Annotated in this window: 13 protein-coding genes; 8 read left to right on the forward strand and 5 right to left on the reverse strand. The window is 63.1% G+C overall.

From position 1 onward, the window contains the following. Positions 1-3: 3 nt before the first annotated feature. Both ACP7BV_RS11630 and ACP7BV_RS11635 read right to left on the reverse strand, forming a co-directional pair. On the reverse strand, positions 4-645 hold the full coding sequence (locus ACP7BV_RS11630) for an AIM24 family protein (protein ID WP_426103981.1): 642 nt from the start codon (positions 643-645) through the stop codon (positions 4-6). A gap of 9 nt (positions 646-654) precedes the next feature. Further along, the gene (locus ACP7BV_RS11635; protein WP_426103982.1) at positions 655-1,272 is read right to left on the reverse strand and encodes an AIM24 family protein; all 618 of its coding nucleotides are present in this window, start codon (positions 1,270-1,272) and stop codon (positions 655-657) included. A gap of 1,304 nt (positions 1,273-2,576) precedes the next feature. Here ACP7BV_RS11635 and ACP7BV_RS11640 point away from each other — a divergent pair. Next, the gene (locus ACP7BV_RS11640; protein WP_426103983.1) at positions 2,577-3,167 is read left to right on the forward strand and encodes a sensor histidine kinase; all 591 of its coding nucleotides are present in this window, start codon (positions 2,577-2,579) and stop codon (positions 3,165-3,167) included. A gap of 11 nt (positions 3,168-3,178) precedes the next feature. Further along, positions 3,179-3,937, forward strand: a complete 759-nt coding sequence (locus tag ACP7BV_RS11645; RefSeq protein ID WP_426103984.1) for a LytR/AlgR family response regulator transcription factor — start codon at positions 3,179-3,181, stop codon at positions 3,935-3,937. A 69-nt stretch (positions 3,938-4,006) separates the two neighbouring features. Here the strand turns inward: ACP7BV_RS11645 and ACP7BV_RS11650 are convergent, their stop codons facing one another. Further along, positions 4,007-6,277, reverse strand: coding sequence for a TonB-dependent receptor (locus ACP7BV_RS11650; RefSeq protein ID WP_426103985.1), 2,271 nt, complete (start codon positions 6,275-6,277; stop codon positions 4,007-4,009). A 406-nt stretch (positions 6,278-6,683) separates the two neighbouring features. Between ACP7BV_RS11650 and tal the strand changes: the two genes are divergently transcribed. From tal to ACP7BV_RS11680, 6 genes are all read left to right on the forward strand, one after another. Continuing rightward, positions 6,684-7,763: a transaldolase gene (gene tal / locus ACP7BV_RS11655; RefSeq protein ID WP_426103986.1), complete on the forward strand. Its 1,080-nt coding sequence runs from the start codon at positions 6,684-6,686 to the stop codon at positions 7,761-7,763. A gap of 90 nt (positions 7,764-7,853) precedes the next feature. After that, the gene (locus ACP7BV_RS11660; RefSeq protein ID WP_426103987.1) at positions 7,854-8,858 is read left to right on the forward strand and encodes a BMP family lipoprotein; all 1,005 of its coding nucleotides are present in this window, start codon (positions 7,854-7,856) and stop codon (positions 8,856-8,858) included. Between the two features lie 89 nt (positions 8,859-8,947). Beyond that, entirely contained in the window at positions 8,948-10,483 is a 1,536-nt protein-coding gene (locus tag ACP7BV_RS11665; protein ID WP_426103988.1) for an ABC transporter ATP-binding protein, read from the forward strand. Then, positions 10,480-11,589: an ABC transporter permease gene (locus ACP7BV_RS11670; protein ID WP_426103989.1), complete on the forward strand. Its 1,110-nt coding sequence runs from the start codon at positions 10,480-10,482 to the stop codon at positions 11,587-11,589. Before ACP7BV_RS11665 ends, ACP7BV_RS11670 begins: the two co-directional genes overlap by 4 nt. Before the next feature lie 3 nt (positions 11,590-11,592). Beyond that, positions 11,593-12,555 (forward strand): ABC transporter permease, encoded by a 963-nt coding sequence (locus ACP7BV_RS11675; RefSeq protein WP_426103990.1) that lies wholly within the window; start codon positions 11,593-11,595, stop codon positions 12,553-12,555. Next, complete coding sequence (locus ACP7BV_RS11680) at positions 12,552-13,451, forward strand: alpha/beta hydrolase (protein ID WP_426103991.1); 900 nt, start codon at positions 12,552-12,554, stop codon at positions 13,449-13,451. The genes ACP7BV_RS11675 and ACP7BV_RS11680 overlap by 4 nt, the downstream gene beginning before the upstream one ends. A 105-nt stretch (positions 13,452-13,556) precedes the next feature. Here ACP7BV_RS11680 and ACP7BV_RS11685 read toward each other — a convergent pair whose 3' ends face one another. After that, positions 13,557-14,384 (reverse strand): MipA/OmpV family protein, encoded by an 828-nt coding sequence (locus ACP7BV_RS11685; protein ID WP_426103992.1) that lies wholly within the window; start codon positions 14,382-14,384, stop codon positions 13,557-13,559. Between the two features lie 142 nt (positions 14,385-14,526). Then, positions 14,527-15,579, reverse strand: coding sequence for a S1/P1 nuclease (locus ACP7BV_RS11690; protein WP_426103993.1), 1,053 nt, complete (start codon positions 15,577-15,579; stop codon positions 14,527-14,529). Between the last annotated feature and the right edge of the window lie 9 nt (positions 15,580-15,588).

Consider the following 15,588-nt stretch of genomic DNA (forward strand, 5'->3'; position numbering starts at 1 on the left):
GGTTTACCTCTCGCTCGCTTGGATGTACACGGTGCCGCGGCCGGAAAATTTGATCTGGTACGACTCGCCCGAAGCCTGGCCTACAAAGGTCTTCCAGTTCAGATCCGTGACGATGCTCGATGCAAGTTCGCCGGTGTGGCCAATGTAAGCTTGCGGATCGACGAACACGGGGACGCTGTTGCTGACCGGCAGGCCGATGCAATTGCCGTCCGAAAGAATGGCCACGTCGCCCGTGCCGCGCAGCGTGGTCGTAAACAGCCCCTGGCCCGATACCGCCCCGCGCAGCACGCCGGAAACGCCACCCTGGTTACCGAGGAACATGGTGCCGGCGGTAAGGCGCGCGTCGAAGGCGAGCAGCGCGTCGCTCTCGACGTAAAAGGTTTCATTGCGCACCGGGACAATGGTCGCAAACAGGCCGTTGTGGGCGTAATACACCTTGCCGCTGCCCTTGGCGACCATCAGCGCGTAGCCTTCGTTGGTTACTGCGCGCATGGCCATGCTTTGTACTCCCTGCCCGGCGAGGAAGGAGCGGCTGAAGCTGACGTCGCCCTGGTAGGAAATCATCGCGTCTTTGCGGGCGAAGACTTCTTCGTTGGTGAGCTGGACTTCGACCATTTTTTCATTGATCTGCTGGTAGACAGGCATCGTGCGCTCCTAGCGTTCCGCGGGTTGAATGAAGACGACGCCGGTACCGGTAAATTTATGCTGGTACGATTCGCCCGAACTTTGCCCGACCATGGTTCTCCAGTTCACGTCGAACACGAACTCCTGCCGAATGTCGCCCTTGAAGCCGACAAAGGCGTCCGGGTCCACGCGCAGCGGCGTGTTGGGTGCTACTTCGAGCATGATCAGGTTGCCGGTCGAGATAATGGCGATGTGCCCTTTGCCTTCCACCGTGGTGCTGAACAGGCCCTGGCCCGAGGCGGCGCCGCGCAGGCCGGCGAAGCTGGTGCCGGTGGTGAGCGTGGTGTCGTAGGCAAGCAGGCTGCTGCTTTCGATGGTGAGCTTTTCGCCCGTCAATTCGATGACCGTGATTTCGGCCGCGTTCTGCGCAAAGAACACGGTGCCGGTGCCGGAAGCCTGCATTACCTGCATGCCTTCGGAGGTGACCTTGCGTTTCAAGGCGCCAAAAAAACCTTCGCCGCCGAGCAGCGATTTTTCAAACTTGATGGCGCCGGTATAGGCGACCATGGCGCCGGCAATGGCGAGAACTTTTTCGTCTTGCAGCGTCACTTCCAGCAAACGATCGGTATTGGTGCGAAAACTCGTCACGTGCTCTCCCAGGTTGGTGGAAACGGAAGGCTGACAATACGCCACGCGGCCAATCCAGACAAGATGTTTGCGTTCATCCTCCAAAATGCCCCGCCGATCCCGCCGGCGGCCTATGTCGTCGCAGCGCTGCCGCAACACCAGCTTGGTAACATACGCTGCAGTCTTCACTCACCCCCTCCAAGGTTCCGCCATGCCAGCATCCTCATGCGATACGCGCCCACCTGCTACCGACCTGCTGCCGCCCGAAGTATCGTTGACCAGCGGCTGGTTCAGCCGCGCGCGCAGCTTTCCGATTTTCAGCCACCGCTGGTGGCAGTACCGCAGCCGCGCGCTGGTCGCCGGCTGCTGCATCGCTTACCTGATCCTGGGCGCGCTGATCGGCGCGCCGCTGGTGTTTCAAGGCGCCACGCAGATCGACTGGAGCAACGCGGGCTACGTGATGGCCGTGTTCCTGCTGCCCATGCTGACGCTGTGCCTGACCGGGCCGGGGCTGGCGGTGCTGGTGCGCCGGCGCGCCCTGCAGCGCTTTGAAACGGCAGCGCTTCTCGCCGTCATCCTGCTTGGCATGGCGCTGAGCGCCGCTTTCTTCGCCTATCTCGCGACGCGCTATGAACAGCCGCAACGCGACCAGGCGAACGGTGTGGTGGTTGCCAGGTTCGTGCCGCGCCTCAGGATCAGCGTGCAGCTTGAAGACGGCCAGGCACGTACCTATTGGCAGCATCCGGCCGCGCGCGCAGAAACGGAAGAACTCAAGGCCGCGCTGGCCGAGTACAAGGCCGCCAACGCCGCCGCGCCCGTCGCGAGCAAGCCGCAGCCGACGATGGGCATGGACTGGACGCCGGCCGACGAGCAGGCCTACGCCGATATGGAAAAGATTGACACCGGCGTCCTTGCCGCCACGCCGGCGCGCAAGGCTGCCATTGAAACAGCGTACCGGCACGCGCGCGACAAGATTCGGCTGAACAATGAGCGGGTCGGCGCGCTCATCGGCAGCGGCATTCCCGACACGCCCATGACGGCGCGCCAGGATGCCGCCTTCAAGCGCCTGAGCGCGGCCAGCGCGCGCCTGGCCGCGGCCGTTGCGGTGCCGGCCAGTCCTGCACAAGGGCTGGTATCGCGCCAGATCGGCATACTCGCCGTGGCCATTCTCACGTGCGGCGTTTTCCTGCTGGTGTGCTGGCTCGGCGGCCTGGTCGACCTCTCCACCTATCTGCGCCAGCGCGGGCGCCTGGTCGACGTGCTGCAAAAAAAAGGAACTCGAACGCGCGCGCGCAGACCGCAGCACCGCCGAACTGCGCCTGTCGGTGCTGGCCGCACAGGTCGAGCCCCACTTTTTGTTCAACACGCTGGCCAGCATCCGCTCCGCGATCGACACCGATCCGCAGCGCGCAGCCCACATCGTCGATCACATGGTAGCCTTCCTGCGTTCTGCGATTCCCCAGATGCGCGACGAAGCGGCCAACACCACGGTCACGCTGGCCAGCCAACTGCACATGGCGCGCTGCTACCTGGCGCTGATGCATGAGCGGATGGCGCGCCTGCAGTTTTCGGTGCGGGCCGAAGCAGGACTGGACGCGGCGCTGGTGCCGCCGTTGATGCTTATCGCGCTGGTCGAAAACGCCGTCAAGCATGGCGTCGAACCAAAGATCGGCCCCGCGCACATCAGTGTTGCAGCGCGCCGCGCGGGCAGCGACAGTGCGCCGGAGCTTGAGATCAGCGTTGGCGACGATGGCGTCGGCTTCGGCGACGCTGCAAGCGGCGATGGACTGGGCCTGGCGAATATCCACGAACGGCTGCGCAACTACTTTGGCCAGCGCGCCAGCCTGACGCTCAAGGCCTTGCCCGGCGGCGGCGTAGCCGCTATCCTGCGCCTGCCGCTCTCCTTCGAACACTGACCAGGGAAACCATGCCAACTGCGATCATCGCCGACGATGAAGAACTGCCGCGCAGCGCGCTGCGCCGCCTGCTGGCCGAAGTCTGGCCGGCGCTGGAGATCGTGGCCGAGTGCGAACACGGCACCGACGCGCTCGAAGCGATCTACCGGCACCAGCCCGACATCGCCTTTCTCGACATCCGCATGCCGGCCCTGAGCGGGCTTGACGTGGCCAAGGCAGCGGCCGGACGCTGCCGCGTGGTGTTCGTCACCGCCCACGACAGCCACGCCTTCGACGCCTTTTCGGCCGGCGCCATCGACTATCTGCTCAAGCCGGTGGTGCGTGCACGCCTGCTGCAAACCATCGACCGGCTGCGCGAGCGCGCGCGCCTGGCCCAGCCGGCGCCCGACATGGAAGAAATGATGGCCGAACTTGACCGCCGCATGCGCGCCGGCGGCAATGTGCAGCGGATCCGCTGGATCAGCGCCAGCGTGGGCGACACCATCAAGGTCATTCCCATCGACGATGTGATTTTCTTCCAGTCCGAGGAAAAGTACACGCGCGTGGTGACCGCCGGCGACGAAGCGCATGTGCGCAAACCGATCCGGGAACTGGTCGAAGGGCTCGATCCCGACCAGTTCTGGCAGGTGCACCGCGGCGTGATCGTGCGCGCGGCGGCGATCGCAAAAGTGCAGCGCGACGAGATGGGCCGCATCGTCATCGGCTTGCGCGGGCATGCCGACACACTCAAGGCAAGCCAGGCCTATGCATGGCGGTTTCGGCCCATGTAGATTGGACGGGGCAAAAGAAAAACCCCGCACACCTTGCGGCATGCGGGGCACCAGCGAAACCGCTGCGACTTAGAACGTCGCCTTCAACTGCACCCCCAGCGTGCGCGGCTCGTTGACCATGCCGGTCAGGTTGACAAACTCGATCGCGGCCACGGTCTGCACTTCATTGGTGATGTTGCGGGCAAAGGCGGCGACCTCATAGTTGTCCCACTTGTAGCCGACACGCAGCCCCCCTTCGAGCAAGGACTTGGCCTTGTATTCGGCGGCCGTGTACAGGAACATATTGTAGGTGCTGCGATACGCCCAGTCGGTGTACGCATAGAATTCGCCACTGGCCACCGGCACGCTGTAGCGTAGCGTGAAGTTGCCCTGCCACTTGGGTGCGCGCGGCAGCGGGTTGCCGTTGATGTAGGCGGTACCGGCGAACGGGCCGAGCGTATCGTTGACGGTGCAGCCGGTGGCCGGATTGTTGGTGGCATTGCCGCAGGTTTGCACGAACAGCGAACCATCCTTGATCTCGGTGTCGTTGTAGCTGCCGCCGAGCGTCATGCGCAGCGAATCGGACAGGATCGCCTGGAAGTCGATTTCCGCGCCCTGGCCGGTTACCTTGTCGGCGTTTTTCAGCAGATTCATGTTCACTGTTCCCGAACCGGCGGTCAGCTGCTTGTCCTTGACTTCATACTTGAACACGCTGGCCGAAATGCGCGCGCGGCGGTCGAACAGATCCTGCTTGATGCCGGCCTCGATCGATACCGCTTTCTCGGCATCGGCAATCGATGCCTTGTCGCCAATGGCGAACAGGCGGCCCTGAATGCTCGGGGCGCGGTAACCGGTCGCCAGGCGCGCGAACAGATTGGTGTCCTTGTTCAGTTCAAAGGTCGCCGCCAGGTCGCCGCTGACATTATGCGAATCACGGGTGATCACTTCGTGGGTCGACTTGGGCGACTCCACGCGGTCTGCGGAGAAGTCCTTGCTGTCGTTGGTGTAACGCAGGCCAGCGCGCAGCTTCAGGCGCTCCGTTGCCGTGTAATTCAGGGAGCCGAAAGCGGCGTACGACTTGGTGGACTGGTACTGGCTGGAGTATTTCGGGCTTTGCGGGTTGCCCGCGGCGAGCGAATCGAAGCCGATGCTATCGATCTGCATTTCTTCAGAGAAGTAAAACAGGCCGGCAATCCACTGCAACGGCCCCTTCGTGCTGGACTCCAGACGGAATTCCTGCGTGTATTGGTTATGCTTTGGCAGCAAGTCGGCCGTCTCGACGGAGAACGGGTTAAAGCCAGGCCCGGATTGCGGAATCTGGCAGAAGCTGCAGCCATAGCCGCCGTCGACGTCACCACGGCTGTAAAAGTCGGCAGTTTCATAGCCGGTGATCGAATGCAGCGTCAAGCCGTCAAAGTCCCAGCGCAGGCGCGCGCTGGCGCCCTTGGTCTTGAGCCACTGCTCATTGCCGCCGTCGGTCGAATAGGAATCGTAGTCGAAGCCGTCGACCAGGTCGTTGGTGCCTTTCTTCATGATGTTGGCACGAAACAGCATCGCGCTGCCCTTCATGTCGCGCGCGTGCACATTGAACAGGGCGCTGAAATCCCGGCTCGGCTTGACCAGCAATTGCAGGCGCGCGGCGTGGTCGTTGTAGCCTTCAAATTCCTGGGTCGGCGCGCTCTTGCGCGTGTTGGTGACGCGGTCGTCGCGGTTTTGCGACTGCAGCGAAATGCGCGCTGCCATGGTGTCGCTGATGGGCAGGTTGTAGGCGCCCTCGACATTGAACGCGCCGTAGTTGCCAAAGCCGACGCTGCCGTAGCCTTCGGTCTTGCCGATCACCGGCTTGGCCGAATCGAACTTGATCACGCCGGCCGGCGAGTTGCGCCCGAACAGCGTGCCTTGCGGGCCGCGCAGCACTTCTACCTGGTCGACGTCAAAGACCGGGAAACCCTTGAGCATCGGGCTTTCCTGGACAATGTCGTCCACCACCAGGCCCACTGGTTGCGACGCGTTCAGGTCGAAATCGGTATTACCCTGGCCGCGGATGTAAAAGCGCGGGAACGAACGGCCGTAGTCGGACTCGACCACGAGGCTCGGCGCGCGGCCGGACAGGAAACGGATGTCCTGGCCACCAGAGGTCAGCACGTCGAGCCTGTCGCCCTTGATCGCGGTGATTGCCATCGGCACGTCCTTGATGTTCTCGGAGCGGCGCTGGGCAGTCACGATGACCGTTTCGAGCTGGCCTTTGACGTTGGCCACGGGCTGGGTGTCTTGCGCCATTGCTGTGTGCAGTGGAAAGGCGCCGGCGATTGCCAGGGCGATCAGCGAACGGTGTGCGAAGTGCCTGCTCTTGTGTGTCATGCGATAACCTTTACGTGGTCCAACTTTGGTTGATCAATCAGCCCGTCATCTATAGCCAAATTACCTTTTGTTCGTCAAAAGGTAGTGGGCATCCTAGCATGAAAAGAAATGCTCGGAAATCATGAACTTCCCCACTTCATTTATATTTTGATTATATAAATGGCGAACTAAAATCGTATTTGCCATACATATTGGCACTGGTGCATAGTTCTGAAGCTGCGCTGCCGCCCTCCCTGCCCCGCCTATGGCGCAATCCGCTCGGCGCCGGGCACCATGGCGATTCATGCACCATTTGGCATGGCGCCGATAATGCTCGTTTAGGTATGTCTAGTGAGAAAAACATTTGTCGGCCAGCGCAGCACCTGTTGCAACCATACGACACGATTCGCCGCCAGGAAACTTCGCAATGACCGAAACCAGCGCTTTTACCAGCCGCCTCAAGGCGGTTGCCGCACTGGGCCAGCAAGTCTGGCTCGATAACCTGAGCCATGAGCTGGTGTCTTCCGGCGCGCTGGCCGCCTGGATCCGCGACGACGGCGTGCAAGGGGTGACCTCGAATCCTTCCATTTTCTACAATGCGATCCGCAGCGATCCGGCCTACCAGGCGGCACTGCCCGCCTTGCGCCTGGCCTTCGACAACCTTGACGCGCGCTTTGAAGCGCTGGTGTTGCCCGATGTGCAGCGCGCCTGCGACCTGTTCGCGCCGCTGTATGCCGAAAGCGATGGGAAGGCCGGCTTTGTCAGCTTTGAAGTGGCGCCGTGCCTGGCGCACGACGCCGCCGGCACCGTGGCCGACAGCGCGCGCCTGTGGGCCGCCATCGACCGTCCCAACGCAATGATCAAGATTCCAGCCACCGAGGCCGGCATCGCCGCGCTGGAACAGGTCATTTTTGCCGGCATTAACGTCAACGTCACACTGATCTTCGGGCCGCGCCAGCTGGCCGCCGTGCGCGCCGCGCACCGGCGCGGCCTGGCCCGGCGCCTGGAAGCGAGACTGTCGGTGCAACGCATCGCCAGCGTGGCGAGCGTGTTCATCAGCCGGGTTGACGCCGCCGTCGATGCGCTGCTGCCGGCCGGCGCCGCGCACCTGAAAGGCCGCGCCGCCATTGCCGCCGCGCGCCTGGCCTACCGCGACTTTTGCGCCGACAGCAGCTTTGCCGTGTTTGCCGCATTCGGCGCCACGCCGCAATGGCTGCTGTGGGCCAGCACCGGCACCAAGGACCCGGCCATGCGCGACGTGGCATATGTCGAAGAACTGATCGGGGGCGCCACCGTCAACACCGTGCCCGACGCCACGCTGGCCGCTTTTCGCGACCATGGCGAAGCACGCTTGTCGTTGGCCGAAGGGGAGCAGGAAGCCCAGGCCGTCTTGCTGCAACTGGGCCGGCATGGCATCGATCTCGATACAATTGGTAACGACCTCTTGTGCAAAGGCCTGACACAATTCGAGCAAGCCCACGCCAGTTTGCTCGCGTTGCTTGCATAGATTACGCAAATGCAACGTGCAAATGCAACGTGCAACACCAATGCGGCTGGTGTGCCGGGTACAATATTGATATTCCCCCAGGAGTTACAGATGAAATTTAAGCAACTCACGCAATTGACTGTCACGATCGCGGCGCTGTGCGTCGCAGCAGGCGCCAGTGCGGCCACTCCAAAGCTGGCGATCGTGTACGACGCGGGCGGCAAATTCGACAAGTCATTCAACCAGTCCGCTTTTGAAGGCGCCGAGCGCTTCAAGAAGGAAACCGGCATCGCCTACATGGAAGCGCAGGCGTCGAGCGACACCCAGGCCGAGCAAATGCTGCGCAACCTGGCGCGCAAGCAGATGGACCTGATTGCAGCGATCGGCTTTTCGCAGACCCAGGCCGTGCAAAAGGTCGCCAAGGAGTTTCCAAAAGTCCATTTTGTATTGATCGACTCGATCGCCAAGGGCGACAATGTCAATTCGGTCCTGTTCAGGGAAGAAGAAGGCTCTTACCTGGTCGGCGTGGCTGCGGCCCTGTCGTCCAAGACCAAGAAGATCGGCTTTGTGGGCGGGATGGACATTCCCCTGATCCGCACCTTCAATTGCGGCTACGCCCAGGGCGCCAAGGCGGCCAACCCGAAGACTGAAAACTTCAGCAACATGGTCGGCACCACCAGCGCGGCCTGGAACAATCCGGCCAAGGGTGCTGAGCTGGCGCGCGCCCAATTTGACCGCGGCGTGGACGTGGTGTTTGCCGTGGCCGGCGGCAGCGGCATGGGCACGCTGCAAACGGCCAAGGAAAAAGGCAAGCTGGCCATTGGCGTGGACTCCAACCAGAACTACATCCACCCGGGCACCATGCTGACCTCGATGGTCAAGCATGTGGACACGGCGATCTACGACTCGTTCATGCAAATGAAAAACGGCACCTGGAAAGCCGGCGTCACCTACAAGGGCTTGAAAGAAGGCGGCGTGGACTGGGTCGTCGACAAGGACAACCGCAAGGTGGTCTCGCCCGAGGTGGAAAAGAAGGTCAACGAAGCGAAGACCAACATCATCAACGGCAAAATCAAGGTGCACGACTACCGCACCACCAGTACCTGCCCGGTCTGATTTTTTCGTCGCCGACAAAAGCGCGCCGCGCCGGTTCCCCCGGTCCGGCGCGCTTTTGAAATTATCCAATGATCCACCATGGTCCACTTATGCAGCCAGCTGTAGAATTTCGCAAAATTTGCAAAGCCTTCGGGGCAGTGCAGGCGAACGCCGACGTCAGCTTTTCGATTGCCAAGGGCTCGATCCATGGCGTGATCGGCGAGAACGGGGCCGGCAAGTCGACCCTGATGAGCATCCTGTACGGCTACTACCAGGCCGACAGTGGCCAGATCGCCATCGATGGCAAGGCGTGCCAGATCCGCACCAGCCACGCAGCCATCGAGATGGGCATCGGCATGGTGCACCAGCACTTCATGCTGGTCGATAATATGACCGTGCTCGACAACGTCATGCTCGGTTCGGAAGGCGCCTTTTGGCTCAAGCAAAACCGCAGCAAGGTCGAAGCGACGCTGCGCGAGATCTGCCAGCGCTACCGGCTCGACGTCGACCCGCTGGCTGTGATCGAAGAGCTGTCGGTGGGCGCCCAGCAGCGCGTGGAAATTCTCAAGCAGATCTACCGCAGCGCCAATATCCTGATCCTCGACGAGCCCACCGCGGTGCTGACGGCGCAGGAAACGGCGTCGCTGTTCGACATCCTGCGCCTGTTCAAGGAGCAGGGGAAAACCATCATCCTGATCACCCACAAGCTGGGCGAGATCATGGACATTACCGACGAAGTGACCGTCATGCGCGGCGGGCGCGTGGCCGGCGCGGTGCGCACCGCCGCCACCTCGAAAGAAGAACTGGCCAACATGATGGTCGGGCGCCCGATTGAAAGCGTGCTGCCGCGCGCACCGTTCAAGCCGGGCGCGCCGGTGCTGCAGGTCGAAGGCTTGCAACTGACCGACCAGAGCGGCGTGCGCCTGCTGGCCGACATCGACCTGACGCTGCGCGCGGGCGAAATCGTGGCCATTGCCGGCGTATCGGGCAACGGCCAGAGCCAGCTGCTGGAAATTTTGTCCGGCATGCGCGTGCCCAGCGCCGGCAAGGTGTCGCTGCTTGGCAAACTGCTGCCGTTCGGACGGCGGCGCGAAGCGGACGGCTTGCCGGCGCGGTTTCGCGAGCTGGGCATCGGCCACGTGCCGGAAGACCGGCTGCGCGACGGCGTGATCAAGGATTTCACGGTCATGGAAAACACTGTGTTCGGCTACCAGGACCGGGGCGAAGTCAAGGGCAAGAGCGGCCTGTTCGACTTCAAGGCCATCGCGGCGCGCTGCGCGCACCTGCTGCAAGCGTTCGACGTGCGCCCGAATAACCCGAACCTGCGCATTGGCCTGCTCTCGGGCGGCAACCAGCAAAAGGTGGTGATCGCGCGCGAAGTGTCGGCCAAGCCAAAGCTGATGCTGGTCGGGCAGCCCACGCGCGGGGTCGACATCGGCACCATCGAAAGCATCCACACCCAGCTGTTGCGCATGCGCGACGAAGGCGTGGCCATCTTGCTGGTGTCGGTCGAACTGGAGGAAGTGCGGGCGCTGGCCGACCGCATCGTCGTCATGTCGGGCGGACGCATTACCGGCGAACTTAATATTGAAGACTTCGACACCACCCGCATCGGTTTGCTGATGGGCGGGATGCATAGATCATGAAAAAAACCGTCATGAAAACGATCGGCATGAAAACGACCGAACTGCCACGCTGGGCGACTGCCGTCGCCATGCCCCTGCTAAACCTGCTGACAGCCTTGCTGGTGGCCGCGCTGGTGATCCGCCTGCTCGGCGAAAGCCCGATCGAGTCGCTCAAGATCCTGATCGAAGGCTCGGTGCTCACCATGGCCAACCTGGGCTACACCCTGTTTTACGCGACCACCTTCATCTTTACCGGCTTGTCGGTGTCGATTGCGATGAAGGCCGGCCTGTTCAACATCGGCAGCGAAGGCCAGATGTATATCGGCGGCCTGGGGCTGACGGCCGCCATGCTCACGCTCGACGAGCGCCTGCCTGCCCTGCTACTCATCCCCCTGGCAATTGGCGCCAGCGCCCTGTTCGGTGCGCTGTGGGCATTTTTGCCCGGCTACCTGCAGGCCAAGCGCGGCAGCCACGTGGTGGTCACCACCATCATGTTCAACTTTATCGCCGCCAGCCTGATGAATTTTGCGATCATCAAACTGATTCCGGCCGGCTCGCAAAACACCGCCACGCGCGAATTTGCCGAAGCAGGCGCCTTGCCGCGCCTGTCGCAATGGATCAGCGACCTGGCCGACGCGCCGCTCAACATCGCCTTTTTGCTCGCCATTGCAGCGCTGGCGGTGTACGGCGTGGTGGTGTGGCGCTCGCCATGGGGCTACAAGCTGCGCGCCACGGGCTTGAACGCCAACGCCGCCCATTATGCGGGCGTCTCGATCAGCACCATGATCATCGTCGCCATGCTGCTCTCGGGCGCGCTGGCGGGCCTGGGCGCGGTCAACTCGATCATGGGCTCGACCCACTACCTGTCGCTCAATTTCCCGGCCGGCGCCGGCTTTATCGGCATTGCGGTGGCGCTGATGGGCCGCCAGCACCCGGTCGGCATTTTCCTCTCGAGCGTGCTGTTCGGCGCGCTGATCCAGGGCGCCGGCGAACTGTCGTTCCAGAAGCCCGCCATCCCGGTCGAGACGCTGGTGTTCATCCAGGGCTTGATCATCCTGTTTTGCGGCGCGATGGAGAACCTGTACGGTCCCGCCCTGCTGAAACTGTTCAACGCAGGGAAGAAATAAGCCATGCTCGATACCCTCAGCGCCATTATCGTGTCGACCATTCACAATGCGCCGGTCCTCATTTTCGCCGGCATGGCTGGCCTGTTCGCCGAACGCAGCGGCGTCATCGATCTCGCCCTTGAAGGCAAGATGCTGGCCAGCGCCTTCGCCTCGGCGGCGGTGGCTTTCTCCACCCAGAACGTCTGGCTCGGCATCGGCGCCGGCATGCTGGTGTCGGCGCTGGTGGCGCTGGTCCAGGGCTTTGTCAGCATCACCCAGCGCGGCAACCAGCTCGTTGGCGGCATCGCCATCAACATCACCATGAGCGGCCTGACCTTCGTGCTGGCGCAGTACTTTTTTGCGCAAGGCGGGCAGACGCCGAACCTGGGCGACAACCGCCTGGCCGAAATTGTCTTGCCGGGCACTGCGGCGCTGGCCGACATTCCTTTCCTGGGCTGGTTTTACAGCCATATCCTAGGCGGGCATACGGTGCTGGTCTACATGGCCTTTGCGCTGATCCCGCTGGTGCACTTTGTGCTGTACCACAGCCGCTTTGGCCTGCGCCTGCGCGCCTGCGGCGAGAACCCGCACGCGGCCGACGCTGCGGGCGTGAACGTGCAGCGCACGCGCTACCTGGCCATGCTGATCGCCGGCGTGCTGTGCGCGTTTTCGGGCGCCTATGTGTCGATCGTGCAGAGCGGCTTCTTTTTAAAGGACATGACGGCGGGCGCAGGCTACCTGGCGCTGACGGCCATGGTATTTGGTAACTGGCGCCCGCTCTACACGGCCCTCGGCTGCCTGATGTTCGGCTTTTTTGGCGCCTTGCAGGTGCAGCTTGAAGGCGTGGACTTGCCCGTGGTGGGCACCATTCCTGGTTCGCTGATCCAGATGATTCCGTACGTGGTGACGGTGATCGTGCTGGCCGGCCTGATGGCCAAGTCGGTCGCGCCCAAGGCGATCGGAAAGCCTTTCGTCAAGTCGCGTTGAACCAGCGGGCAAAGCGCGGGGCAGTCGCTTTCGCCTGCTTGTCCGTGCTGGCCGCCGGCGCCGTGTTCGGCGCCGGCGAATATCTCAGTGCCGCCGCCCGCCATCCGGTGGGCGCTCCCCCTGCCACGCTGTTTGCCACCCCGGTCGTCATCCCAAGTGCCCAGGGCGACGTGGCCGGATGGGTCGCACGCGGCGCCGGCCACGGCGCGGTGCTGCTGCTGCACGGCGTGCGTTCGGACCGGCGCCAGATGCAGGACCGGGCGCTGTTTTTGAACCGGCTTGGCTACAGCGTGCTGCTGATCGACCTGGCCTCGCACGGCGAGAGCGAGGGCAAGCGGATTACCTTCGGCGCGCGTGAAGCGCACAGCGTGCGCGCCGCGCTCGCTTACCTGCGGCGCGGCCTTCCCGGTGAAAAGATCGCCGTGATCGGCGTGTCGCTCGGCGCGGCGTCGGTGGTGCTGTCCACGCCTGGCCAGGGCATCGATGCGCTGGTCGTTGAATCGATGTACCCGACTATTGACGAGGCGGTGGAGAACCGGCTGGCCGCGCGCCTGGGCCCTGCCGGCAGGTGGGCCGCGCCACTGCTGCTGCAACAGATCCCCTTGCGTACCGACGTGTCGCTCGCCGCGCTGCGTCCGGTGGAGGCGATGGCGCGCGTTACGTGTCCGGTGTTCGTCATTGGCGGGGCAGCCGACGTGCAAACGCCCGCCGGCGAGACACGCCGTATTTTCGCGGCGGCGAACCAACCAAAGCAGTTATGGATCGTCGACGGCGCGGCGCATGTGGACTTGCACGGGTATGCTGGCGATGAATACGAACGGCGGGTTGGCCAGTTCCTGGGGCGTTACCTGGGGCGTAAGCCGTTCATGCAAGGTCTGGCGCAGAGCGAAAAGTAGGTCGCAAAAGCGAACGCGCATTCCGCCATGAGCCGCCAGCGACACGTGCCGGATCGGAGTGAGGCCCAATCCATGCTTTATCCTCACGTCCTCGATGCGGTAACATCACTCTGCGCGCGTCGCCATCCTGGCCGAACGCTTGATGGTCCAGGCAAAACCAGCGCCGACGGAAGCGCCGGTCGAGCGCTTCATCAGCGGACTGTCGCGGTTGACGGCATTGGCGTAACTTTCGTAGCGCATGAAGGCGAACATGCGCACGTCGCGATTGAGCATGCGCGAACCGGACAAGCCCGCGCGCACCAGCATCAGCCCGGCGCTCGCCTCGTATGCCGGGCGCGCCAAAGTGGCAAATTGCGGTTCTACTTCATAAAAGTAGCGGTTGATCTTGTTATTGCCGAACACCATGCCGACATGCGCATCCACGCTCCACTTGCCGCCCGGCGCGTCCAGCTCGTAGACCAGCTTGGGTTCAAAAGTGATGCCCTGGGTGCGCACGCCGCTACGCGCCTCGATCACCGCGCGCAGCGGCAGGTCCAGCCGCAGGCCGCTGTCGGGCGTGGGTTTCAGCAGGCGCACCTTGATGCGCGGGCCAAATTCAAGCAGCGTGCCAAGGTCGTTCATGCCGGCGCGGGCGCGCACGTCGTCGGAGCGCGCCGGCAGCGAGGCCGCCAGGCCCAGGTCGAGCTCGACCCGCTTGCTTTCAAACAGGCGCATCCCGATGCCCGACTGGTCGGCGCGGAACACCTGGCCGCGGTAGATCACGAAAGGCACAAGCAGCGAGCGCGACGAGCGGTCTTCGGACCCGGGATAGGCCGGCGTGGAGGCAGTGCCGCCCAAAACGCCCACTTCCCACAGCGGCAAGTCGGCAGCGCTGGCACCGAGCGACAGTGTTGCCGCGGCGGCGGTAAAGATACAACGGTTTAACCAGGTCATGCGGTGTCCTTTTGGCATCCATTCAATTGCTCGAATTGTGCCAGAGGAAGCGGTTTGCCGTACAGATAACATTGAACAGCGCAGCACCAGTCCATCGCCACCGCCCGTTCCGGTCCGTCGACATCTCCCCCGGGGGAGGTGCTTAGGGCCAGATGGTTTGCAACAATTGCGCCAGGTGGTAGCCGCCCTTGACCAGCTGCGTGCGCGCCAGCGCCGAACTTGGCACCGGATAGTTTGGCCCCATTTCCAGCGCAAAAGTGTACACCGTCTCGCCCTTGCTGCTCACGCGCGCATCGCGCTTGCCGAGCGTGACGTCGGTGTGAGCCAGCTTGGCCGCCACCAGCGCGTCGTCGGCCCATTGATAAGGCCAGCTGGTGACCGGCCCCGTGTTCATCGTCACCAGCGGTTTGCCGTCGATCATTTTCTGGGCGAAGTCTGCCGGCGAGCGCGTGCTTGAGCGGCGCATCGCATAGTCGACCACGGTGCTGTCCCAGTAGCTGTGAAATGGCTTGCTGGGCCATTTTTTCTCGCCCGGCTGCAGCGCGCGCGCTTCGCCTTCGATCAGGCCCTTGCTCATGGTGTCGAGCTTGGCATCGTCGAGCATCAGGTTGTTGCCGCCGCGCGACTCGAACATGTTGATGGCGTCGATTTCCGCCTTTTTGCCGGGCACGACGAACTTGCCGTCGGCGCTGACGTAGGCCGCGCCCATGTGCAATGGCTGGTGAATGTCGCCCACCATATGCGCCACCAGCAGCAGCGCCTGGCGCTTGGTGAAGCCGTGCGGATTGCTGACGGGGTCGCCCTTGCCTTGCAACACGGCAATCGCTTGCTTGAGCGTTTGCACGATGTCCACGTCCGAGCCGCCGACCACGCCGTCATGGTAGTGCTCGAGCTGGAACGGCACGTTGGCGTAGTGGTATTCCTGGTGGCGCGGATTGACGGTGGTGTAGCCCAGCTGTTCTTCGGTGGCGGGCGCGTAACCGACGCCGCCCTTGGCGCTGTCGGCCCAGTTGGTGATCGATTCGAGCGTTTCGCCCGGCAACAGCAAGGCGGCGATCTGCTTTTCGGCATTGCTGCCCTTGATCAGTTTTTCGGCGATGGCGCCGACCGCGCGGTGGCCGTCGCCGCCCCAGGCCAGGGCGCCCTGCGACAGGAAAGCGCTGGACAATGCCAGTACGCAAGCGAGTTTTTTCATGGATCGGTT

The organism is Massilia sp. TSP1-1-2, from assembly GCF_049896185.1.
In the GTDB taxonomy this organism is placed as follows: domain Bacteria; phylum Pseudomonadota; class Gammaproteobacteria; order Burkholderiales; family Burkholderiaceae_D; genus Telluria_A.